The following is a 20994-nucleotide window of genomic DNA, read 5'->3' on the forward strand; positions in this document are numbered from 1 at the left end:
CTAATGCGCGACGGCGGCGGCGCCGTGCTCGTCGACGAGCGCGCCGGTGGTGAACCGGTCGAGGGTGAACGGTTCGGCGTACGGATGCGGCTTGCCCTTCGCGACGGTGTGCGCGAAGCAGTCGCCGACGCCCGGCGTGGCCTTGAACCCACCGGTCCCCCAGCCGCAGTTGAGGTAGAGGTTCTCCACCGGGGTCAGCCCGATGATCGGCGACGCGTCCGGGGTCACGTCGACGATGCCCGCCCAGGTCCGCAGCAGATGCGCCCGCGCGAAGACCGGGAACAGCTCCAGCGCGGCGGCCATCTGGTCCTCGATGATGTGGAAGGCGCCGCGCTGGCCGTAACCGGCGTAGGCGTCGATGCCCGCGCCCATCACGAGTTCTCCCTTGTGCGCCTGGGAAACGTAGACGTGCACGGCGTTCGACATCACCACCGTCGGGTGCACCGGTTCGAGCAGTTCCGACACGAGCGCCTGCAGCGGATGCGACACCAGCGGCAGGTCGATCCCGGCCATCTTCGCCAGCACCGAACTGTGCCCGGCGGCGCACAGCGCGACCTTCCCGGCGGCGATCCGGCCCCGGCTCGTGTCGAGGCCGACGACCTTGCCGTCCCGCGTCTCGATGCCGGTGACCTCGCAGTTCTGGATCAGATCGACGCCCATCGCGGCCGCCGCGCGGGCGAAACCCCAAGCCACGTAGTCGTGTTTCGCGATCCCGGCGCGCGGCTGGTAGGTCGCGCCGAGCACCGGGTAGCGCACGTCCGGCGAGGTGTTCACGATCGGGCAGAGTTCCTTGACCCCGTCCGCGTCGACCCATTCCGCGTCGATCCCGTTGAGCCGGTTGGCATTCACCCGGCGCACGCTGTCGCGAACGTCCTGCAGGCTGTGCGCGAGGTTCAGCACGCCGCGCTGGCTGAACAGGATCGGGTAGCCGAGGTCCTCTTCGAGGCCCTCCCACAGCTTCAGCGAATGCTCGTAGATGCCGGAGCTTTCGTCCCACAGGTAGTTGGAGCGGATGATCGTCGTGTTGCGGGCCATGTTCCCGCCGGCGAGCCAGCCCTTCTCCAGCACCGCGACGTTCGTGATGCCGTGCACCTTCGCGAGGTAGTAAGCGGTCGCGAGGCCGTGTCCCCCGCCGCCCACCACCACGACGTCGTACGCGCGCCGCGGCTCCGGGTCGCGCCACAGGAAATCCGGGTGTTCCGGCAGGTCCGCGCCCGGGGGACGCGGCTGGTCCGTCGTGGTCATTCCGGCTGGCCTCCCGCGTCGGGCAACTGGTCGACTACTGATATATCAATCTTCGCTGTAGAGTAAGGCGGGTGAGCACCCCGGTCAACCACGTCATCCCGGCCGCCGCCCCGTCGCTGGCCGAACGCGCCTACGAGTTCCTGCGCGACCGTCTCGTCATGCTCGACATCAAGCCGGGCGACCCGATCAACGAGGAATGGGCGGGCACCGCGCTCGGCATGGGCCGCACGCCGATCCGCGAAGCGCTGAAACGCCTGGAGACCGAACGCCTGGTGGTGGCGTACCCGCGGCGCGGCACGTTCGCCACCGACGTCAACATCTCCGACCTCGCGCACATCTCCGAGGTCCGGCGCACCCTCGAACCCACCGCCGCCGCGTCCGCCGCCACCCGGGCGACCGACGAGGACCGAGCCCGGCTGGCCGAACTGCGCGACCAGCTGGATTCGGTGCCGTCGAAGGAAAACACCGAACTCCTCCGCATCGACCTCGAACTCCACCGCGCGATCTACGACTGCGTGCACAATCCGTTCTTCGAGGACACGCTGATCCATTACGACAACCTCGCCACCCGCATCTGGTGCGTGTTCCTCCCCGGCTGCGCGGCATGGCCGGGCACGTGCACGAGCATTCGCCGCTGCTGACGGCGATCGTCGAAGGGGACGCGAAGAAGGCGTCGGCGCTGACGCTCGACCACGTGACCGGCTTCGAGAAGGCGATCCGCGCGCTGATCTAGTCGCCGACCTTCGAGCGCACCCAGTCGTGGAACTCGCCGATGTGGTGTTCGCTCGGCACCAGCACGCCGCCGCGGGCGTACGCGCGGGAGCCCATCGCAAGCTGACATCGTTCGCACGCCTCGAAATCCTGCTGGTTGACCCGGTGGAACAGTTCGACGGAGCGGTCGAGGTCCGCACCCGATTCCACGACCTCCGGCAGGTACAGCCAGTCGCAGCGGACGAGGGTGCGGTCCGGGGCGAGCGGGAACATCCGGTGCACGATCACGTGGTCCGGCACCAGGTTCACGAACACCTGCGGCCGGATCGTGATCGCGTAGTACCGCCGGTCCTGGTGCTCGCCGACGCCCGGCAGCCGCTGCAGCCCGTCGCCTCCGTCCACAGTGAACCCCGTGACGTCCGAGCCGAATTCCGCGCCGTGGCCGACGTAGTACTGCGCGGCGTACCCGTCCGCGAACTCCGGGAGCACCTCGGTGAGTTCCGGATGGATGGTCGCGCAGTGGTAGCACTCCATGAAGTTCTCGATGATCTGCTTCCAGTTCGCGCGCACGTCGTACTCGATCCGCCGGCCCAGCGCCAGATTCTCGATGCCGTACGCCTCGATCTCGCCCGGACCGCCGAGCCGCGCGCTCACGTCGGCCTGCACCGTGTCCGCAAAGGACGGTGCGTCCTCGGCGAGGCAAACCCAGGCGTAGCCGAGCCATTCGCGCAGTTGCAGCCGGGTCAAGCCGTACTCGACGCGGTCGACGTCCGGCATTCCGGTGAGATTCGGTGCGGCCACTAGCTTTCCGTCGAGGCCGTAGGTCCAGGCGTGGTACATGCACTGGAACGCGCGCTTCACCGAACCCTTCTCGTCGGTGCACAGCCGCGCGCCGCGGTGGCGGCAGACGTTCAGGAACGCGCGCAGGGCTCCGTCGCGACCGCGGGCGATCAGCACGCTTTCGCGGCCGATCTGCACGGTCTCGAACGAACCGGGCGACGACAGGTCGGCACTGCGCACCGCGCAGAACCAGCCCGCTTCGAAGATCCGCTCCTGCTCCCGGGCGAAGACCGCCGGGTCGGTGTAGTGCGGCCCGGGCAGAGTCGGCAGCAGGCTCTGCGGGAGGTCGATGGCGGTCACCGGCAGGGCTCCTCTCGAACACGGTCGATGTTGCGTATTACGCGTCTTGTTGCCCTCTCCGGAACACGATGAGGCTCGGCCGGGGTGCTGTCAACACCCGTCCGGGCGGCGAATCTGTCGCCCGGAAGCGCCTTCGACCACGGCTTTCACCCGGAACGACGCTCCGCAAAACTCGACCCCGGAACCCCTTGACGGCGCCCCTCCGGCGCACTCAGACTCTGTTGCGTATCACGTCGGGTGTTCCTCAATACGCAACAGTCCCCGTTTGGGAGGAATCAATGCTGCGCGCGTGCACTGTGGACGAACTGCCCCCGGGCGAGTCCGTCCGGATCGCGGGGCCCGAGCCCATCGCCGTCTTCAACGCCGACGGCGAGCTGTACGCGATCGGGGACACCTGCACCCACCAAGACGCGTCGCTGGCCGACGGCTGGCTCGAAGGCTGCTTCGTGGAGTGCCCGCTGCATGCGGCGCTCTTCGACCTGCGGACCGGGATGCCGTCGTGCCTGCCCGCCAAGCAGCCGGTGCGCACGTACCAGGTGCAGGTCGACGAGGGCGTGATCTACGTGCTCGCCGACGCCGCCGAGGACGCTGCGTGAAAACGGTCGCGATCGTCGGCGCTTCGCTCGCCGGCGCCCGCGCCGCGCAGGAGCTGCGCGCGCAGGGCTTCGACGGCCGGGTGGTGCTCGTCGGCGAGGAGCCGCATCTCCCCTACGACCGGCCGCCGCTGTCGAAGACCTTCCTGGCCGGCACCGCGTCGCGCGAGTCGCTGGACCTGCTCGACGCCGACGATCTCGCCTCGCTGGACGTCCGGCTCGGCACCCGCGCGGAACGTCTCGACCCGTCGACCGGCCGCCTGACCCTGTCCGACGGAGAGCTGGAAGCGGACGGCGTCATCCTCGCGACCGGCGGCCGCGCCCGCGCCTTGCCCGGGACGGAAACCGTTGCCGGAGTTCATGTTCTGCGCACCTTGGCCGACGCGCTCGCCCTCCGCGAGGAGCTGGTCCCCGGCGCGCGCGTGGTGATCGTCGGCGGTGGGTTCATCGGGGCCGAGGTGGCTTCGACGTGCCACGGCCTGGGGTTGGAAGTCACCGTTTTGGAGGCGTTGCCGACCCCGATGGCGCGCGTGCTGGGTCCGGAACTCGGCTCGATCTGTGCCCGGCTGCACGGCCGGAACGGCGTCACTCTTCGCTGCGGCGCTTCGGTCGCCGGGCTTTCCACGGTCGACGGCCGCGTCACTGGAGTGCAGCTGGAGACTGGCGAGATTCTGCCCGCCGACGTGGTTGTCGCCGGGATCGGCATGGTCCCGGCGGTCGAGTGGCTCGAGGGCTCCGGCCTGGCGATCGGCAACGGCGTCCGGACCTGCGCCGGGCTGGTCACGTCGCTGCCGAATGTGGTCGCCGCGGGCGACGTCGCGGCGTACGGGCCGGCAGGCATCCGTCACGAGCACTGGACCAACGCCACCGAACAGGCTTCGGTCGCGGTCGCCAACCTGCTGGCCGGACAGGTGGTCCGGGAGTACGAGCCGAGCGGCTACGTCTGGTCCGATCAGTACGCGGGAACTCTCCAGCTCGCCGGGCACCCGGCCCCCGGCGACGAAGTGCGCTACGCCGACGGCGGCCCGGACGACGAGTCCTTCCTCGCCACCTATCACCGCGACGGACAGACCGTCGCCGTGTTCGGGCTCAACAACCCGCGCGGGTTCGGCCGCCTGCGCCGGCAAGCACTGCGGCGGCCGGTCCCCGTCGGGTGATTACCGCACGACCTGGACCACGTCGCCCGGCTGCAGCGTGTTGAAGAACGCCACCGCGTCGGCGTGCGACAGGTGGACGCAGCCGTGCGACTGCACCTTCAGACTGCCCTGATGGAACGCCACTCCGGTGTTCGTGAAGAAGACCGAGTACGGCATCGGGCCGTTGAACTGCTTGCTGTAGTGGTCGATGTCCTTGTACTGCACGCGGAACGTGCCCACCGGGGTCGGGTACGCGGGCTTGCCGACAGTCACGCGCACGCCGCCGCGGGTGACCTTGCCGTGGTTCATCAGCCACGCGGTGTTCGCGGACAGTTTCAAGCAGGCTTTCGCCTTGGTGCCGCACGGGGGTCCCGCCGCCTCCGCGTTCGCCGCGAAACCGATCGTCGCCGCCATCGCCGCGATGCTGGCCAGCACTGCCGTGATTTTCCGGTTCATCCTGTGCCTCCCCGAGACGGTCGTACTTTGGATCTTTCCCAGAGAGGACAGTTTTAAACCAGAAATGCGCCCATGTGGGTGATCTCTAACGAGACCGCCAGGCCAGCGGCGAGGTCGCCAGCGCGGCCTCCGCGACCCGCCGCGCGGTTCCGGTGAAGAGCCCGGCCTGCGCCGAAGCCAGCCATTCGTCCACTGTGGACACTCCGGTCGCCCGGTATTCGAGCGCCTGGAACAACATTTCGAGTTTGTCGGCGTCCTTCGCGCACCGGGCTTCGAGCGATTCGCGCGTTTCGTACTCGTCCACCGCCGCCCGCACGGTTTCCGCCGCCGCCCGCGGGAGTCCCGCGGTCTGGTCAGCCGTGATCGCCCTCGGCTCCGGCTTCGCGAGGTACGGCGCGGCGGTGTGCGGCAGGTCGCCGGTGCGGGTCTCCTGGGTGTCGTGCCACAGCGCGAGATACGCCGCGCGCTCGGGAACCGCGCCCTCCTCGGCGGCGAGCAGCGCGGCCAGGTGCGCGGCCCGGAGGCTGTGCTCGGCGACCGATTCCGGATCGCGGACCCCGGCCTGCCACCAGCCCGCGCGGCGCACCCGCTTGAGCACTCCCAGCTCGAACCCGAACGCGGCCAGGCCCTCGGCGTCCATTCCGCAATCCCCTTCCCGTGCCGATCTCCCCGCCGGAGCCTACGGGGCATGGCATGCTGCCGGGACACCTGCTTCTTCCCCGGGAGGCCCGAGTGAGCACTGTGCTGGTCGAGCGCGACGGTCCGGTCACCACCATCGGCATCAACCGGCCGGAACGGCGCAACGCCGTCGACCGCGCCACCGCCGAGGCGCTCGCGGACGCCTTCCGGGAGTTCGACGCCTCGGACGCTTCGGTCGCGGTGCTGCACGGCGTCGGCGGGACCTTCTGCGCCGGGGCGGACCTCAAGGCGGTGAGCGAGGACCGCGGCAACCGGACCGAACCGGACGGCGACGGCCCGATGGGCCCGACCCGGCTGCGGCTGCGCAAGCCGGTGCTCGCGGCGGTGTCCGGGCACGCCGTCGCGGGCGGGCTGGAACTGGCGATCTGGGCCGATCTGCGGATCGCCGACGAGACGGCGGTGTTCGGCGTGTTCTGCCGCCGCTGGGGAGTCCCGCTGATCGACGGCGGCACCGTCCGGCTGCCCCGGCTGATCGGCCGGAGCCACGCGCTCGACCTCGTGCTGACCGGACGTCCGGTCGACGCGGCGGAGGCGCACCGGATCGGATTGGCCAATCGCGTCGTCCCCGCCGGGGAGGCCCTGCCCGCCGCGATCGCGCTCGCCAGGGAACTGGCCGCTTTTCCGCAAACGTGTTTGCGTGAGGACCGGGCGGCATTGCTGGAAGGCGAGTCGCTCAGCGAGGAATCCGCATGGGAAAACGAATTCCGGCACGGGATTCAGTCATTGAACGCGGATACTCTTGCCGGAGCCACCCGATTCGCCGAGGGCGCGGGACGACACGGGTCGTTCGAGAATTAGTCGCCTTTGCTCACCGTTGCCCCGCAAGGCATTTCGGCGTCACCTCGGGAGACCGGACATCACCGCCGACCGGACCAGGGCGGCGTTTTCCGCTCAGCCGACCCCGTTTTTCGAATTAGGCCGATCAGGTGAATCCGCACGCGAATTCGTTTCAGCTTATTGCGCGCCGGACATCATTACCTGCGGCAACCGGTCACCGCGGGGCGCGCATTCGGCACTGCTCCGGCCGAGCGAACGGAAAATGCGCTGATCGCAGGTAGCGCACGGCCCCTCGGCATCGATACAGATACAGGGCCAGCGCCAGCGCGCGCTCGCGAGGGCCGTTCGCGGCCGCCACAACACAACCCCGCCCCCGACCCGTCGCCGGCAGGCTTCCCGCCTGCGGACGCCGACCGCCCGGCCTGACGAGGCCGGGCCATCGGCGCATGCCGCCTCCGGAGCCCGCCGCGCCTCCGTGCTCGCTGTCCCCCGCCGAGCACAAGACCAGAACCGAGGTTCTTCCATGACGTCGAACATCGAGCGTTCCAGCTCCTCGCCGTCGGACGACACCGCCGCGCGCCCGGCCGCCGCCTGCTGCCTCCTGCGAACCGCCGCCCGCTGCGCGAGAGCCCGCCCTCGGAAGCTGTCCGTCGTGATCCCCGCGCTCAACGAACGGGTCAACATGCCGAGGGTGCTCGCCACGATCCCGCACTCCGGCCTGGCCTCGCTCGGCTACGAAATCGAGGTGATCGTGGTCGACAACGCCTCCACCGACGGCACCGGCGAGGTCGCCGCCGCGCTCGGCGCGCGGGTGGTCCTCCAGCCGGTGCGCGGCTACGGGCACGCCTATCACGCAGGTTTCGCCGCGGCCACCGGCGACGTGATCGCGACCGGCGACGCGGACTGCACCTATCCCTTCGACCACCTGCCGGGGCTGCTGCGCACGATGGCCGACCGGCGGCTCGACTTCCTGTCCACCAACCGGCTCGGGCAGGAGAACCGCGCCGCGATGAAACCGTCGCACCGTTTCGGCAACCGGGTGCTGACGCTGATCAGCCGGGCCTTCTTCCACTCGCCGTTCCAGGACTCGCAATCCGGGATGTGGGTGTTCCGCAGGCACGTGTGGCGCCACCTCGACATCCGGTCCGGCGGGATGCCGTTCTCGCAGGAGATCAAGAACGACGCTTACGTGCGCGGCTTCCGGTGCGGCGAAACGCCGATCGAGTACCGGATCCGCGGCGGCGAGGTCAAGCTGCACGCCGTGCGCGACGGCCTGCGCAATCTGTCCCAGCTGGCCGTCCACCGGGCGCGGACCGTCGGCGGGACGGCGACCGTGCTCTGCTCCGGCGAGCCCGAGTGCGTGCTGGCGATGGCCGAATGAGCGGCCGCGGGGAGGTGGAGCACGGTGGTCTGGACCAGGATCCGGAGCGGCGGCCGGGCAACGGCCGCGGCTGGCTGAAATTCGCCGTCGCGGTGGCGGCGGTGCTGGCGCTCGGGGTCGTGACCGTGCTGGTGTGGCCGGCCGCGCGGACGGTGTTCCGGCAGTCCTTCACCGAGGAACCCGAGACCTACACGGAGCTGTATTTCGTCGGCACTCCGGCGTTCCGGAACGGATCCGTCGCCGCCGAGGTCGCGCTTGTGCGGCACGGCCCCGGCCCGGCGGAGTACACCGTGATCGCCGCGCTGGAGACCTCGTCGGCGGCCCGGCTCGCCGGAGTGCCCCGGCAGGTGACGCTGCAGCCGGGCCAGTTCACGACGCTCGACTTCCATCTCCCGGTCCCGCCGGGCCAGACCGTGGACGCGATCGCGGTGAACGTCGCGGGCGGCATCGAGAATCTGCGGTTCCGCTTGCCCGGCAACGCTTCCGGAGGCAGGCCGTGAAGATCGTCCAGATCACTCCTTACTACCCGCCGCATCTCGGCGGGACGGAGGCGGTGGTGCAGCAACTGGCGCGGCAGCAGGCCCTCCGTCACGACGTCACGGTGCTGACCACGACCGTCGGCGCCCGCGACTCGCCGCGTCGCGAACTGGTGGACAACGTCGTCACGATCCGCATTCCCGCGCTCGACGTCGCACACACGCCGGTGTCCGCCGGTCTCGTCCCCGCGTTGCTGCGCACGCCGAAACCGGCGGTGTGGCATCTGCATGCCGCGCAGGCGGTGCTGCCCGAGCAGGTCGCGCTCGCCGCCGCGGTGCGCCGGCAGCCGTTCCTGCTGCATTTCCACCTGGACGTCGACCAGTCCGGGAAGCTGGGCTGGCTGCTGCCGCACTACAAAAAGCACGTCTTCGGCCGCGTCCTGCGGGCTGCCGCCGGGGTGCTGGTGCTGACCGGGGCGCAGCGGGACTTCGTCAGCACCGCCTACCGGGTGGATCCGGCGCGGGTCTTCACGGTGCCGAACGGCGTGTCCCCCGAGTTCTTCCTTCCGCCTCGCGCACGGCGGGAACCGGTGCTGCGGTTGCTGTTCGTCGGACGGCTCAGCCCGCAGAAGAACCTCGCCCGGCTCCTCCGCGCACTGACCCTGGTGCGCCATCCCGTCGTCCTCGACGTCGTCGGGGACGGGGAACAACGGCGGCAGCTTGAAGAGCACGGGACTCCGGGCGTGCGGTTTCACGGCCGGCTGCACGGCGCCGAACTGCTGCACCGGTATGAGCAAGCCGATCTGTTCGTGCTGCCGTCGGATCGCGAAGGCATGTCGCTCGCCGCGCTCGAAGCCATGGCCGCCGGGCTGCCGGTGCTCGCGACCGACGTTCCCGGGAATACCGAGCTGTTGCGCGGCATCGGCGTTCTCACTCCGGCCGAGCCCGCTGCGCTGGCGCAAGCGATCGACGAGTTCGCCTCCGGCGAGAGCCTTCGGCAGCGGATCGCGGCGGCCAGTTCCACCGCCGCCCGGGAGTACACCTGGGCCGCGGTGGCGCAGCGGGTCGAGGACGTTTACGCCGAGGTACTGCCGTGACGCGACCCAGCCAGCGCGCCGCCGTGCTCGGGTCGGCGCTGGTGGCCGGTGCGGTCGAGCTGAGCCCGTGGCGACCGGCCGTCCTGGTGACCATTGCCGGTCTGTGGCTGGTCTTCGGCGCTCCGGCTTGGCTGTGCCGCCGGATCGCCGCGAGGATCGTCTCCACCCGCGAAGCGCAATGGCTGCTGGGGCTGGGTTTCGCGGTCCTGGCCGCGATGGTGTCCGCGCTGGTCGTCAACACCGTCCTCCCCTGGTTCGGCGTCTCGCGCCCGTTGACGACCGTGTCCCTCGCGGTGGCCCAGACCCTGGCCGCGGCGGGGCTCGCCTTCCTCGACCGGCTGCTCACCGGCCCGTCGCCGCCGGTTCGCGCGCTGCGGTGGATGCCGGTGCGGGACGTCGCGCCGGTCGCCGTGCTCGGGGTTCTCGCGCTGGTGGTCGCGGTCGCTGGGGCCGTCCGGCTGAACAACGGGTTCACCGGCGCGACGAGCCTGGTCGCGCTGTTTCTGATCGCGGCGCTGCTCGGGCTGCTCGTCGTGCGGGCGGGCCATTACGGCGACGGGGTCATCGCGTTCGGAATCCTTTGTGCAGCAATGGCATTGCTGCTGCTGACCTCGCTGCGCGGCTGGTACCTGACCGGTCACGACGTCCAGCGCGAGTTCCTGCTCTTCCAGCTGACCTCGGCCAAGGGGCACTGGGACATCTCCGGCTACCCCGACACCTACAACGCCTGCCTCAGCATCACCCTCCTGCCCGCCTCGGTGGTCCAGCTGACCGCGTTGCCGGGCCTGGCGGTCTTCAAGGCGGTGCTGCCCATGCTCTTCGCGGCGGCCCCGGTCGCGGTGTATCGCACGACGCGGAATCTCACGGCCAAACGGGTTTCGCTCCTCGCCGCGATCTACTTCCTCGCGTTCCCCACGTTTTTCACCGACATGCCCTTCCTCGGCCGCCAGGAGGTCGCGTTCCTCCTGCTGAGCTGCGCGGTCCTGGCGCTCAGCGACCGTACTGCGCCGCGCCGGGCGCGCCGGATCGCGTTCACCGTCTTCTTCGCGGGGATCGTGCTGTCGCACTACTCGACCACCTACGTACTGATCGGCGTGCTGCTGCTGGGCAAGCTCGTCAGCGGCGTCATCCAGGTGGTGCCGCCGCTGCGTCGCCGTCTCGCCGAGCGCGCGCCGAAGGAAGCCACCGATTTCGTTGCCTGGCCGATGATCGGCATCGCGATCCTGTGCGCGACGCTGTGGACCGGACCGGTCACCGGCACCTGGCACCAGGTCGAGCACACCGTCGTGGCGACCGCTCACGACCTGTTCCATCCCGACGAGGCGCGGCGAGGCTCCTCTGACACCGCGTACAACCTCTTCGGCTCCGCCCGGGTCAGCCCGCAGCAACGGCTGCGCGACTACGCCGACTCCGTTCGAGCCAGCACCCAGCCAGCCGCGAACACCCAGGTCGCGCCCGCCAGCGACCTTCCGCTCACCGCGGCTGGCACCGCCCTGGACCAGATCGGCGTAGCCGTCCCGCGCGTCAACGGCCTCCTCCGCACCTTGTGCGCGGACGGGCTGCAGGTGCTGCTGATCGTCGGCTTGGCCGGAACGCTCATCGCCACCGCGACGCTGTTCCGCCCGACCCACGACCTGTTCGTGCTCGCCGCCGGCGGTTTGGGCATGCTCGCCGCCGAAATCGCCCTGCCGCAGCTCTCGGTCGACTACGGCCTCCTGCGCACCTTCCAGCAAGGCCTGTTCGGGTTCGCCCCGTTCATCGCGATGGGCTCGGTCTGGGCGCTGTCGTGGCTCCACCGGTGGCGGCTGCCCGCGGCGACCGCGATGGCGATGCTGTTCTTCCTCGACCTCACCGGCGCGCTGCCCCGGCTGTTCGGCGGCTATCCCGCGCAGCTGCACCTCGACAACGCCGGGCAGTACTACGACATCTACTACGCGCACCCGCAGGAACGAGCCGCCCTCGCCTGGTTACGACAGCACAACGCCGCGACGCCGATCCAGTCCGACCGCTACACCTTCAGCCGCCTGCAGACGCTCATCGACCGGCCGCCGGGCGCCGACATCTACCCCACCCTCGTCCAGCCGGGCTCGTTCGTCCTGCTCGGCTATCCGACCGTCCGGAAGGACCAGGTCACCGTGTTCTACCAAGGCGATCTCGTCACCTACAGCTATCCCTTGCGGTTCCTCGACGCCACCAAGGACAAGGTCTACAGCAGCAACGGAACGAGCGTGTACCGATGACGGCCCTCGCCCCGTCCTTCGCCGCCCGGCTCAGAGCCGACCCGCTGGTGCGGAACTCGTTCTTCCTCATGGCCACGACCGCGCTCGGCGCCGGGTCCGGGTTCGTGTTCTGGATCGTCGCCGCCCGCCTGTACCCGCCCGCCGACGTCGGCTGGGCGAGTTCGCTGCTCTCGGCGGTGACCCTGCTGAGCTACTTCAGCGGGCTCGGGCTCAGCTCCACCCTCGTCCGGCATCTGCCGACCGCGCCGTCCCGCACCGCGCACGTCAGCTCGGCACTCACCTCGGTGGCCGCCACCGGAACCGTGCTCGGGGTCGGCTTCGCCCTGGTGGCACCGCTCGTCTCGCCCGGGTTGTCGTTCCTCAGCGGGTCTTTTCCCGAGATCGCGTTGTTCGCGTTGCTGACAATGGCCGTGGCGCAGAACCTGCTGACCGACTCGGTGTTCGTCGCCCTGCGCGCGGCGAAGTACAACATGCTGCTCAACGGCGTGCTGATGAGCGCGGTCAAACTCGCCCTGCCGATCGTCTTCGTCGGCACCGGCGCGATCGGCATTTTCCTGTCCAGCACGGTGGCGTCCGCCGTAGCCGCGGTCGCGAGCATCGTGGCGATCAGCCGTCGCCTCCGCATTCCGGTGCGGCCGCGGCTGTATCCCGAAACGCTGCGCTCCACTTTGGCTTACTCACTCGGCAACTACGCGTCCAACTGCCTGAACCTGCTGCCCCTGCTGGTGATTCCGCTGCTCGTGCTGCGTTCGCTCGGTCCAGAGGCGTCGGCGGCCTACTTCGTGGCGTTCCAGATCGCCAACTTCGTCAACGCCGTGCCGTTCGCGATCGGCGAGGCGCTGTTCGCGGAGGGCTCGCACGAACAGGAAGACCTCAAGCACCTGGCCAAACGCTCGGCGCTGCTGATCCTGGCGATCGTGGTGCCCGCCGTCGGCATCACCGTCGCTCTCGCGAAACCGGTGCTGGCCCTGTTCGGCGCCAGCTACGCGGACGACGCCCGCAACTGCCTCGTCGTCCTCGCGGCCTCCGCGTTCGCCGTAGCCTTCAACACGTGGTCGAGCTTCCTGCTCAAAGTGACCCGGCAACTGCCGGCGCTGACCCTGTCGAACCTGGTCTACGCGGCGGTCACGGTCAGCCTCGCCGCGGTCGGCGCCCAGCACAACCTCGTCTGGATCGCGGCGGCCTGGGGCGCCGGCAACCTCGCGTCCGGCCTCGTCGCGATCGCCGCGCTCGCGCTGCGCGGGTTCCGGATGCCTAGCGAAAAGGGAGGTTCGGATGAAGATCGCGCACATCGTCAACGTCGGCTTCGAGGCCGGCGGCGCGGAGCGTAGCGTCCGCCTCGTTTCCGACGGGCTGCGCCGCCGCGGCCACCAGGTCCTGGTCATCGCGACCGACCACCTGCTCGACGACCCCGCGGTCAGCGACCGCGAGGTCTTCGCCGACGTCCTCGTGCCCGCGATCCGCGGCGGTCCCGCCCGCCGCGTCGCCGGCTATTTCTGGCATCGGATCGCCTACGAGCAGGTGTCCGCCGCGCTGCGCGCCTTCGTGCCCGATGTGGTGCACCTGCACACCATCGGCGAGTTCAACCCCGCCGTGCTCAGCGCGTCGGCCGCCTACCCGCAGGTGCTCACCGTGCACGGTCCCGAAGACTGGACCGTGCAGCTGCTGTCGTGGAACCTGCGCAGCCGCGCCGAAGGCCGCTCCCGATTGTCCACAATGGACACGGCGCGGCTGGCTTACCTACGCTTCCTGCAACGGCCCGCCTACTTGCGGCAGCTGCGCACCGTCGACCGCGTGCTCACCCCGAGCCGGTTCCTCGCCGAGGCCGTGCGGCACGACCTGCCGCGGACACCGATCTACGTCGTCCCCAATGGTGTGCCGCTCCCGGTCGCCAAACCGGTGCCCGACGCCGCCCACGCGCTGTTCGTCGGACGGTTGGAGCCGATGAAGGGCGCGCACCTCCTCGTGCACGCCTTCGCGACCGTCGCCCGCCGTCTGCCGGATGCCCGGCTGACGCTCGCTGGCGACGGGAAACAGCGTGCGGCGCTTGAGAAGTCCGTCAGCGAGCACGGCCTGGCGGACCGCGTCCGGTTCGCGGGCTGGCTGACCGGACCCGAACTGACCGCCGCCTATCGCGCCGCGTCGGTGGTGGTGCTCCCGTCGGTGTGGCCGGAGAACTTCCCGACGGTCGCGCTGGAAGCCCTCGGCACCGGACGGCCGGTCGTCGCCACCGACGCCGGCGGCATCCCCGAGCTGATCCGCCAGGGCCACAACGGTTTGCTCGTCCCGCCCGGCGACCGCGCCGCCCTCGCCGACGCGCTCGGCAACCTCCTCGGCGACCCGGCACAGCGGCGCGTCATGGGCGCGCGGTCGGCCCGGCTCGCGCGCGGCCACGGCCTCAGAAGTTTCCTCGACCGGCTCGAACAGCACTACCAGGAGGCCAGCCGATGACCCGCGTCCTCGTCGTCAACGCATTCGGACGCGGTGCCTTGCGCAGCACCGAGCGGCGGCCGGAAATCGACGGCGTCGGCTCCCACCGCCGCTACCCCGGCGAAAAACACCACCCACGCTCCCAACGAAACCCGCGCAAACCCAACAACCCAGCCCAACCGCACATCCCGCGCACACGGCCAGCCCGCCCCGAACACCACCACCAGGAGGCCCGCCGATGACCCGCGTCCTCGTCGTCAACGCATTCGAACGCGGCAACCGCGGCGACGCCGCCCTGCTCAGCGTCCTGCTCGACCAGACCCGCCGCGCGCTGCCCGGCGCCCGGATCGCCATCGCCGGTTTCGAGCACCCCGAACGGTGGCCGGAATTCGACGGCGCGCCCAACCTCGGATCGATCCGCCGGTACTCGGGCGAGGAGCACATCCCGCGCTTCCGGCGGATCCTGCGCAAACTGAGCTTGCTGCCCGTCGTCGCGCTCGCCGCCGTCCGGCCGCCGCGCCGGTTGCTGCTGGCCGCGGCCCGGCTGCTGCCCGCCGAACCGCGCCGCGAACTGCAAGCCCTCGCCACGGCGGACCTCGTCGTCTCCCTCGGCGGCGGCTACCTCAACGGCCGCGCGGACTTCGCCTCCGACCTCAACATCCTGTTCCTGCTGCTGCCGCTGTGGCTCGCCGAACGGTTCGGCGTCCGCGTCGTGGCCGGTCCGCAGTCCTACGGCCCGTTCCCGCGCCGGCTCCAGCGCGTGCTGGTCCGCCACGTCCTCGGCCGGGCGGACGCGGTCCTCGTCCGCGAGGACATCAGCCGCGAGCGGCTCACCGAAATCGGGCTGCCGCCGCACCTGCTCACCCGCGGCGTCGACAGCGCCTTCGCCTTTGAAACCCGCTCCGACCGCGACTGGCGAACCACTCTCGGCATCCCCGCCGACGCCCGGATCGCGATAATCACCGCCCGCCAATGGCTCGACGAGGCCGGGCAGCGCCGGTACGAACACGCACTGGCCACCGGCGTCCGCCACCTGCTCGGCCGGGGCTACCACGTTGTCCTGGTCCCGCAGGTGACCTGCGCTTTCCAGGGCGACGACGACCGGCGGACCAACACCCGCCTCGCCGCCGGGATCGACGACCCGCGGCTGCGCGTCCTGCGCGACGACACCTTCGACCACCGCGACGCCCGCGCCCTGTACGCCGAGGCCGACCTCGTGATCGGCACCCGCTTCCACTCGGTCATCTTCGCCCTCACCGCGCACGTTCCGTGCCTGGCGATCGAGTACGACCACAAAACCACCGGCATCATGCGCGATCTCGGCCTCGAACGGTGGGTCGTCGGCATCGACGAGGTCCGCGCCGCCACGTTGCCCGCGCTCGTCGACAGCCTCATCGAACACCGCGACGGCTACCTGCGGCAGCTTCGCGAGGTCCTTCCCCCTTACGCGCGACGGGCCCGAGACGTGAGCGTCCTGCTCGATGCCGCCTGATGCCGGGTCAGCCCCGCCGGATCCAGCGGAACCGGCGGCAGCCGCACCGTCCGCAGTCGGTGCCGCCGCGCAAATGCTGATGCTCGCTGCGGTCGTGCCCGCACGCGCGGCACCGCACCGCCGCCCACGGCATCCGGATCCCGGACATCCTGCGCCTCCCTCGAGTTCCCCCAGACACACACCATCACATCCGCGCGCGCCCAGCCAACCGGACCAATGAGGACAGGAGCCTCCGTGAGCCGCGAACGAACCGTCGTCTTCGCGACGCCGTACTTCCCGCCCGACGTCGGCGGCGCGGAAACCTACGTGCACAGCCTGGCCGCCGCGCTGCACACGGTCCCCGGATGGCGGTCGATCGTCATCACCGCCAGCTCCCGCGCCCAGGCGGACTGTTTCCCCGTCCACCGGCTCCCAGCGGTCGCCAAGGTCTCCAACACCCCGCTCGACCCGCGCTGGCCGGCCCGGATCCGGCGCATCCTGCGTGCCGAGCGGCCCGACTACCTCAACGTGCACACCCCCGTGCCCGGTCTCGCCGACGCCGCCACCCTGGTCGCCGGAAACACGCCCGTCGTCGTGACCTATCACGCCGCGACCCTGGCCAAGGACGGTCACCCGCTCTTCAACACCGTCGCGCGGGCTTATGCCTTCGCCGAGGGCTTCATGCTGCGACGGGCCGACCTGGTCCTCGGCGTTTCGGACTACGTCGCCGAGCGGCTCCGCCCGCGCTGCGGCGGCAAAGTCGGCGTGCTGGAGAACGCGATCGCCGTCGGCGCGCTAGTACCGCCTGTTGCCGGCGTTCGTCCTTACACCGCCGCTTTCCTGGCGCGGCTGGACCCGACGCACTCGTGGAAGGGGCTGGACCTGCTCCTGCACGCCTTCCGCTGCACGCCGGAGGCCCGCCTGCTGGTCATCGGCGACGGCGCCGCGCGTCCCGGTTACGAAGCCCTCGCCCGGAAACTCGGGATCGCCGACAATGTCACCTTCGCCGGGAATCTCAGCGGTGCGGCGAAATTCCGGGTTCTCCGGAGTGCCCGGTCGGTCGTCCTCTGTCCCACCAGCCCGAACGACGCCTTCCCGACCGTGCTGCTCGAAGCGTGGGCGAGCCGGGTCCCGGTCATCGCGACGGCCGTCGGCCCGCTCGCGTCGCTGGTGGACGATGGCCGCAACGGGCTCCTCGCCGCTCCGCGGTCTCCGGAGGCCTTGGCGGACGCGTTGCGCCGTCTGGAGAGGAATCCGGCGCTGGCGGAGACGATCCGGGGGAACGCGTTCGAGCTGGTGCGCGGCCGGTATACGTGGGAGCACCGGGTCGCGGACTTCATTCGGCACCTGGATGCGCTCGACCGGCGCGGGGTTTCGGCCACTCGGTGACGCGGTCAGGGCTGAGGCTTCGGCCGCGTTTGGAGGGTGGTCAGCAAGCGCTGCGCGGCACCCCGATGCTGCCGCGCGCGGGCGTCGAGTTCTCCGATGGTGATCGAGCCGTCTTTGTTCGTGTCGAGCCCCGCGTTTTTCTCGTAGGCCCGTTTCAGTTCGTTGTCCGGGTTGTCGGCGGTCGTGATGACCGTGTCGGCGTCCTGCCCGGCGCGCATCGTCTTGGGCAGGTACATGAACTGGTAGACGCGCCCGGCGCTGGTGAACTTGCCCCGGCCGGGCATCAGGAACTTCCGGACGTAGTCCATTTGCTCAGTGGCCGACAGCTGGGAGAACTCCTGCCAGGTTCCGGGGTAGCCGAGCCCGGCCAGCGTAGCCGGCATGAACTGGATCAGGCCGACCGCGTGCGAGTCCGGGTTGACGATGTCGGCCCGCACTCCGCCTTCGGACATCATGCAGGACAGCAGATCCAGCGGGCGGCAGCCGACGTCCTGGCACACGGATTCCAGCGCCGGGAGGAAACTGTTCTCGACGGTGTGGAAAGTGAGCCGGAAATCCAGCCGCCGCTGCGGGTCGACCTTGGTCAGGTCGTCGTCGGCGACGCTGACCGGGTCGTCCACCGCCTTGCTCGCGACCTCGACGAGCGGCCGGACGGACGCGTACTTCCTCAGTTCGGCGAGTTTGCCGTGCGCCTGCATCAGCCTGAGGACGGCGGCGATGTCGCGCATGCTGTAGCCGTTCAGGTCTTCGACCGCCTTTTGCCCTTCGGCGGGACCCTGCGCGAGCATTCCTTCGAATTTCGCCGCGAGTTGCTCGTCGTACTGTTTCTGGGTCAGTTTCTGCTGTTTCGGGGCGGCCGTCTGCTGACGGCGGATCACCGGTGCCCGCTCGGCGGTCGGCCTGCGGTTCGTCCCAGCCGCGAAGGACTCGGCTTCATGCTCGGCGTGGTCGTGCGGGCCGCCGAGGACGGGACGGGCGGTTCCGGACAGGCCCGATTGCTGCGCGACGTGGGTCAACTCGTGCGCGATGAGGCTGCGGCCCGCCGAGGTTCCGGGGGCGTACCGGCCCGCGTTGAAGACAATGTGGTCGCCCACCGTGTAGGCCTCGGCGGCGAGGGCGTCGGCGGATTCGGCGGCGGAACGGTCGGTGTGCACCCGCACCTGGCTGAAATCCTGATCGAACCGCGGCTCCAGCGAGGCCCGGACCCGCGGGTCCAGCGACTGCCCCGGCTGGGCGAGGACCTCGTCCACGACGCCGGGTACCGGCTTGCCGGGCGAGGCCCGGTGCTGACGGGCGTGCTCTGCCATCACGCCGGTTTAGCCCGGAGCCGTCACCGGATTGTCACCGGTTCGCGGGCGTCTCGCCCCAGCAGGTTCCGGACGCCCCTCGTCCCGCCGCTGCGCGCGCGGCCGTGCCGATCCAGCAGCGCCCGCCTGACCCGTTCCGACGCTGCCCCGCGCCTCGCGGCGGTGCCGGATCCGGCACCGCCCGAACCGCCTCCACCCGGATTCCGGACCGCACCCCCGGTTCCGGCCCGTTTTCCTTCCCCGAGGGCGAAATCTCCGGTTGCCGTCCCGGTCACCGGCACGACCCCCCGATCGGGGGCGCCCGCGGTCCGCCGTCCGGCGCGCGGATCTGGGTAGCCTGGCGGCGTGGCCGACCCGATCCCCCATACCCCTGCCCCCGGCGAGCCCGGATCCGAGCGTTCCGAATCCGCCGAAGCGCCCCGGAAGCGCAGGAAGAAGCGGCCCTTCTGGCAGGAGCTGCCGATCCTCATCGGGATCGCGCTGGTGCTGACGATCCTGATCCAGCAGTTCGTCGCGAAGGTGTTCCTGATCCCGTCGGCGTCGATGGAGACGACCCTGCACGGCTGCGACGGCTGCTTCGGCGACCGGGTCGTCGTCGACCGCGTCACCTACGATTTCACCGATCCGTCGCCGGGCGACGTCATCGTGTTCCGCGGTCCGCAGTCGTGGAACGCGAACGAGATCGCCCCGCAGGAGTCGGGCAACTTCTTCACGAAGACGGTGCGCGGCCTCGGTTCGCTCATCGGCTTCGCGCCGCCGGACGAGCGCGATTTCGTGAAGCGCGTGATCGCCGTCGGCGGGCAGACCGTGCAGTGCTGCGATCCGCAGGGCCGCGTCCTGGTCGACGGCAAACCGCTCGACGAGCCCTACATCCACTGGCTCAGCCAGCCGCCCACGGTGCGCCAGACGTTCGCCCCGGTCACCGTCCCGAAGGGAAGTCTTTGGGTGATGGGCGACAACCGCGAGAACTCGTGCGACTCCCGCTGCCAGGGCGGCGGCGGGCTCAACGGGACGGTCCCGGTGGACGACGTCATCGGCAAGGCCCGGGTGATCGTCCTGCCGCCGTCGCGATGGGGCGGGGTCAGCGACCACGACCCGCAGGCCGCGCCCGCCGCCCTCGGCGCACCCGCGTGGCAGCAAGGGATCCCGCTCGGGGCGGGCGCGCTGCTGGCCTTCCCGACGCTCGCCGCCGGACGAGGGCTGCGGCGGAAGCTCGGCAAACGGGACTGAGTCTCCGGACGAGACGGGGCCGTGCGACTCCGCCCCGGCAGAGGTCCGTGAAGGACTCCTTGAGGGAATCTGATTCCTTCAAGGAGTCCTTCACGGACATCTAGCGAAGGTCCCGCCAGCTCACCGTCCGGAACCGGCGGCCCGCACCACATCCATCCGGAGGTGCCGCGTCAGGTCCCCGGTCAGGTGCAGCACCGGCGTCCGCTCCGCGAACCGCCATTCCCCGCCTCGCCGCACGAACCGGTCGTCGTAGTGCCCGGCCGCGATCGGCTGCAGCGGAAGTCCTTCCGCGGCTTGGAAAACCGTGAAATAACTGTGCGCCGAAGCCGTGTCCTCGCCGGCCTCGACCCGCACGTTCGTCGTCACGTGCCGGGTCCTCGGGGTGCCGTCCGGGTGGATGATCAGGATGTCGCGGAACCAGTTCTCCACCGCTTCCCGCCCGGTCCGGCCGCCGCCGCTGTGCAGGGTCGCCTCGCGGAACAGCTCGCCCACCCCGGCGAGGTCGCCCGCGTCGATGCGCGCGGCGTAGGTCATGATCAGGTCCTGGATCGCCCACCGGGCCGACTCTGCCGACATCGGCTCAGCATAGGAGTTCCACTGTGGACGCCGTGACCTGCGGTTCTCCCGGACACCGCCCTCCCGCCGCAGCGCGGCCCGGCGGCGGTGGCATGATGCCCGCACGGTCCCGGCCGATCGGACCGCTCGCCGAGGAGGAAGGTGACGCTTGAGCACGCGCACTACCCAGGTGGACGACCTCCGGCTGGTGGCGCAGCCGAGCGCGGTCCCGTGCACCGAGCTGTTCGTCCGCCTGATCCTGACCGACTGGTCCCTGCTGCCGATGCTGGAGCAGGTCACGAACGCCGCGGTGCGGCTGGTCGGGGACGTCGTCGACCAGAACAGCCCGTCCGCGCCCGCCTTCGTGACCGTCCGGCTGCAGCTGCGCGGCGACCGGCTCGTCGTCGAGGTGGACGACGACCTCGTCGCCCCGAGCCCGCCGCGCGACGAGCGGATCGGCGTGCGCCCCGGACCGCGCGGCGGCCGCACCACGTGGTGCGAACTGCCGCTGCCCGGCGGGATTTCGGCCGGTCAGGTCCGCCTGCCGCGCCGGGGCGACCGGCGCACGCTCGTCGACGAACCCGTCTCCGGCGAACCGGTCACCGCGGACCCGCAGGTGCTCGAGCGGCTGCTGAACCGGCTCAGCACGTTCGAGTAGCGC

Annotated in this window: 20 protein-coding genes and 1 pseudogene; 14 read left to right on the forward strand and 7 right to left on the reverse strand. The window is 70.5% G+C overall.

The features are described from left to right. Positions 1 to 1245 carry a sarcosine oxidase subunit beta family protein gene (locus tag RPX00_RS38480; RefSeq protein ID WP_406632917.1) on the reverse strand — a complete coding sequence of 415 codons (1245 nt, stop codon included), beginning with the start codon at positions 1243 to 1245 and terminating at the stop codon, positions 1 to 3. Between the two features lie 71 nt (positions 1246 to 1316). On the opposite strand from RPX00_RS38480, the pseudogene RPX00_RS38485 reads away from it, so the two are divergent. Continuing rightward, positions 1317 to 1978: pseudogene (locus tag RPX00_RS38485) on the forward strand (GntR family transcriptional regulator). Here the strand turns inward: RPX00_RS38485 and RPX00_RS38490 are convergent. Beyond that, positions 1975 to 3096, reverse strand: coding sequence for an aromatic ring-hydroxylating dioxygenase subunit alpha (locus RPX00_RS38490; RefSeq protein WP_406632919.1), 1122 nt, complete (start codon positions 3094 to 3096; stop codon positions 1975 to 1977). The pseudogene RPX00_RS38485 and the gene RPX00_RS38490 sit on opposite strands and share 4 nt — an antisense overlap. A gap of 278 nt (positions 3097 to 3374) precedes the next feature. Between RPX00_RS38490 and RPX00_RS38495 the strand changes: the two genes are divergently transcribed. Further along, positions 3375 to 3692: a bifunctional 3-phenylpropionate/cinnamic acid dioxygenase ferredoxin subunit gene (locus RPX00_RS38495; protein WP_182894775.1), complete on the forward strand. Its 318-nt coding sequence runs from the start codon at positions 3375 to 3377 to the stop codon at positions 3690 to 3692. Continuing rightward, positions 3689 to 4846, forward strand: a complete 1158-nt coding sequence (locus RPX00_RS38500; protein ID WP_406632921.1) for an NAD(P)/FAD-dependent oxidoreductase — start codon at positions 3689 to 3691, stop codon at positions 4844 to 4846. The genes RPX00_RS38495 and RPX00_RS38500 overlap by 4 nt, the downstream gene beginning before the upstream one ends. On the opposite strand, the gene RPX00_RS38505 is transcribed toward RPX00_RS38500, so the two are convergent. Next, complete coding sequence (locus RPX00_RS38505) at positions 4847 to 5281, reverse strand: L,D-transpeptidase (RefSeq protein WP_406632923.1); 435 nt, start codon at positions 5279 to 5281, stop codon at positions 4847 to 4849. Between the two features lie 85 nt (positions 5282 to 5366). Beyond that, a complete protein-coding gene (locus RPX00_RS38510) occupies positions 5367 to 5921 on the reverse strand; it encodes an HD family hydrolase (RefSeq protein ID WP_406632925.1) in 555 nt (184 codons plus the stop codon). 53 nt (positions 5922 to 5974) lie between these two features. Between RPX00_RS38510 and RPX00_RS38515 the strand changes: the two genes are divergently transcribed. From RPX00_RS38515 to RPX00_RS38550, 8 genes are all read left to right on the forward strand, one after another. Then, positions 5975 to 6778 carry a crotonase/enoyl-CoA hydratase family protein gene (locus RPX00_RS38515; protein ID WP_406632927.1) on the forward strand — a complete coding sequence of 268 codons (804 nt, stop codon included), beginning with the start codon at positions 5975 to 5977 and terminating at the stop codon, positions 6776 to 6778. A gap of 502 nt (positions 6779 to 7280) precedes the next feature. Next, positions 7281 to 8138, forward strand: a complete 858-nt coding sequence (locus tag RPX00_RS38520) for a glycosyltransferase family 2 protein (protein ID WP_406632929.1) — start codon at positions 7281 to 7283, stop codon at positions 8136 to 8138. Next, positions 8135 to 8638: a hypothetical protein gene (locus tag RPX00_RS38525; RefSeq protein ID WP_406632931.1), complete on the forward strand. Its 504-nt coding sequence runs from the start codon at positions 8135 to 8137 to the stop codon at positions 8636 to 8638. Before RPX00_RS38520 ends, RPX00_RS38525 begins: the two co-directional genes overlap by 4 nt. Then, the gene (locus tag RPX00_RS38530) at positions 8635 to 9711 is read left to right on the forward strand and encodes a glycosyltransferase family 4 protein (protein WP_406632933.1); all 1077 of its coding nucleotides are present in this window, start codon (positions 8635 to 8637) and stop codon (positions 9709 to 9711) included. The genes RPX00_RS38525 and RPX00_RS38530 overlap by 4 nt, the downstream gene beginning before the upstream one ends. After that, complete coding sequence (locus RPX00_RS38535; RefSeq protein ID WP_406632935.1) at positions 9708 to 11951, forward strand: hypothetical protein; 2244 nt, start codon at positions 9708 to 9710, stop codon at positions 11949 to 11951. The genes RPX00_RS38530 and RPX00_RS38535 overlap by 4 nt, the downstream gene beginning before the upstream one ends. Then, on the forward strand, positions 11948 to 13282 hold the full coding sequence (locus RPX00_RS38540; RefSeq protein WP_406632937.1) for a lipopolysaccharide biosynthesis protein: 1335 nt from the start codon (positions 11948 to 11950) through the stop codon (positions 13280 to 13282). The genes RPX00_RS38535 and RPX00_RS38540 overlap by 4 nt, the downstream gene beginning before the upstream one ends. Further along, positions 13227 to 14402 (forward strand): glycosyltransferase family 4 protein, encoded by a 1176-nt coding sequence (locus RPX00_RS38545; protein WP_406632938.1) that lies wholly within the window; start codon positions 13227 to 13229, stop codon positions 14400 to 14402. The genes RPX00_RS38540 and RPX00_RS38545 overlap by 56 nt, the downstream gene beginning before the upstream one ends. Before the next feature lie 217 nt (positions 14403 to 14619). Continuing rightward, the gene (locus RPX00_RS38550; RefSeq protein ID WP_406632940.1) at positions 14620 to 15873 is read left to right on the forward strand and encodes a polysaccharide pyruvyl transferase family protein; all 1254 of its coding nucleotides are present in this window, start codon (positions 14620 to 14622) and stop codon (positions 15871 to 15873) included. Positions 15874 to 15880: 7 nt separating this feature from the next. Here the strand turns inward: RPX00_RS38550 and RPX00_RS38555 are convergent, their stop codons facing one another. Continuing rightward, positions 15881 to 16021, reverse strand: a complete 141-nt coding sequence (locus RPX00_RS38555) for a hypothetical protein (RefSeq protein WP_406632942.1) — start codon at positions 16019 to 16021, stop codon at positions 15881 to 15883. 86 nt (positions 16022 to 16107) lie between these two features. Here RPX00_RS38555 and RPX00_RS38560 point away from each other — a divergent pair, with 86 nt between their 5' ends. Then, positions 16108 to 17241, forward strand: coding sequence for a glycosyltransferase family 4 protein (locus RPX00_RS38560; RefSeq protein WP_406632944.1), 1134 nt, complete (start codon positions 16108 to 16110; stop codon positions 17239 to 17241). A 5-nt stretch (positions 17242 to 17246) separates the two neighbouring features. On the opposite strand, the gene RPX00_RS38565 is transcribed toward RPX00_RS38560, so the two are convergent. Then, on the reverse strand, positions 17247 to 18548 hold the full coding sequence (locus tag RPX00_RS38565) for a DUF4157 domain-containing protein (protein ID WP_406632946.1): 1302 nt from the start codon (positions 18546 to 18548) through the stop codon (positions 17247 to 17249). 345 nt (positions 18549 to 18893) lie between these two features. Between RPX00_RS38565 and lepB the strand changes: the two genes are divergently transcribed. Beyond that, positions 18894 to 19778, forward strand: coding sequence for a signal peptidase I (gene lepB / locus RPX00_RS38570; protein ID WP_406632948.1), 885 nt, complete (start codon positions 18894 to 18896; stop codon positions 19776 to 19778). A 120-nt stretch (positions 19779 to 19898) separates the two neighbouring features. Here the strand turns inward: lepB and RPX00_RS38575 are convergent, their stop codons facing one another. After that, complete coding sequence (locus RPX00_RS38575; RefSeq protein WP_406632950.1) at positions 19899 to 20354, reverse strand: nuclear transport factor 2 family protein; 456 nt, start codon at positions 20352 to 20354, stop codon at positions 19899 to 19901. 148 nt (positions 20355 to 20502) lie between these two features. Between RPX00_RS38575 and RPX00_RS38580 the strand changes: the two genes are divergently transcribed. Then, complete coding sequence (locus RPX00_RS38580; RefSeq protein WP_406632952.1) at positions 20503 to 20991, forward strand: ATP-binding protein; 489 nt, start codon at positions 20503 to 20505, stop codon at positions 20989 to 20991. The last annotated feature ends 3 nt before the right edge of the window (positions 20992 to 20994 follow it).

This window comes from Amycolatopsis sp. WGS_07 (assembly GCF_045278895.1).
Lineage (GTDB): Bacteria > Actinomycetota > Actinomycetes > Mycobacteriales > Pseudonocardiaceae > Amycolatopsis.

Bases quoted from the DNA above. Each gene is read 5' to 3' on its own strand.
- RPX00_RS38480 (WP_406632917.1), bottom strand. From the start codon at position 1,245: ATGACCACGACGGACCAGCCGCGTCCCCCGGGCGCGGACCTGCCGGAA.
- RPX00_RS38495 (WP_182894775.1), top strand. From the start codon at position 3,375: ATGCTGCGCGCGTGCACTGTGGACGAACTGCCCCCGGGCGAGTCCGTC.
- RPX00_RS38505 (WP_406632923.1), bottom strand. From the start codon at position 5,281: ATGAACCGGAAAATCACGGCAGTGCTGGCCAGCATCGCGGCGATGGCG.
- RPX00_RS38510 (WP_406632925.1), bottom strand. From the start codon at position 5,921: ATGGACGCCGAGGGCCTGGCCGCGTTCGGGTTCGAGCTGGGAGTGCTC.
- RPX00_RS38515 (WP_406632927.1), top strand. From the start codon at position 5,975: ATGCTGCCGGGACACCTGCTTCTTCCCCGGGAGGCCCGAGTGAGCACT.
- RPX00_RS38520 (WP_406632929.1), top strand. From the start codon at position 7,281: ATGACGTCGAACATCGAGCGTTCCAGCTCCTCGCCGTCGGACGACACC.
- RPX00_RS38525 (WP_406632931.1), top strand. From the start codon at position 8,135: ATGAGCGGCCGCGGGGAGGTGGAGCACGGTGGTCTGGACCAGGATCCG.
- RPX00_RS38540 (WP_406632937.1), top strand. From the start codon at position 11,948: ATGACGGCCCTCGCCCCGTCCTTCGCCGCCCGGCTCAGAGCCGACCCG.
- RPX00_RS38545 (WP_406632938.1), top strand. From the start codon at position 13,227: ATGAAGATCGCGCACATCGTCAACGTCGGCTTCGAGGCCGGCGGCGCG.
- RPX00_RS38550 (WP_406632940.1), top strand. From the start codon at position 14,620: ATGACCCGCGTCCTCGTCGTCAACGCATTCGAACGCGGCAACCGCGGC.
- RPX00_RS38555 (WP_406632942.1), bottom strand. From the start codon at position 16,021: ATGTCCGGGATCCGGATGCCGTGGGCGGCGGTGCGGTGCCGCGCGTGC.
- RPX00_RS38565 (WP_406632946.1), bottom strand. From the start codon at position 18,548: ATGGCAGAGCACGCCCGTCAGCACCGGGCCTCGCCCGGCAAGCCGGTA.
- RPX00_RS38575 (WP_406632950.1), bottom strand. From the start codon at position 20,354: ATGTCGGCAGAGTCGGCCCGGTGGGCGATCCAGGACCTGATCATGACC.